The sequence below is a fragment of the Paenibacillus zanthoxyli JH29 genome (assembly GCF_000520715.1).
In the GTDB taxonomy this organism is placed as follows: domain Bacteria; phylum Bacillota; class Bacilli; order Paenibacillales; family Paenibacillaceae; genus Paenibacillus_AQ; species Paenibacillus_AQ zanthoxyli.
On the sequence record NZ_ASSD01000712.1, the window covers coordinates 1 to 336 of the forward strand.

At 43.2% G+C, this 336-nt stretch carries 1 pseudogene; it reads left to right on the top strand.

Annotated features, from left to right (window positions below):
* Nucleotides 1-136: pseudogene (locus tag L691_RS34505) on the top strand (ISL3 family transposase); the annotation flags it as partial.
* Nucleotides 137-336: the final 200 nt, after the last annotated feature.

The following is a 336-nucleotide window of genomic DNA, read 5'->3' on the forward strand; positions in this document are numbered from 1 at the left end:
CTGGACCAACGCAACCGTCGAAGGACGGCACAATCGGATTAAGGCTTATCAACGCCGGCACTATTTTACACGCAATCGCAAGTGTTATAAAGCTGGCATATTAATCGAATGCAATCGCCACCGTTTGTCTGGTTGAAAAGTTCAACCGCTAATTTTTAGATTGAGCCGAAAAAGTACTGTGAATTATTTTTACTTTTTGTTCACAATAATTATTGGCGCCTTGACCTTTCGATTCAGGAAATCGCTGAGTCAATGAACCTCCCCTGCTTACACCTCGTTAAGAAGCAGGGGTTTCTTACCAGCACGTACCGTTACTTTCGATAAGCACATAGGTTG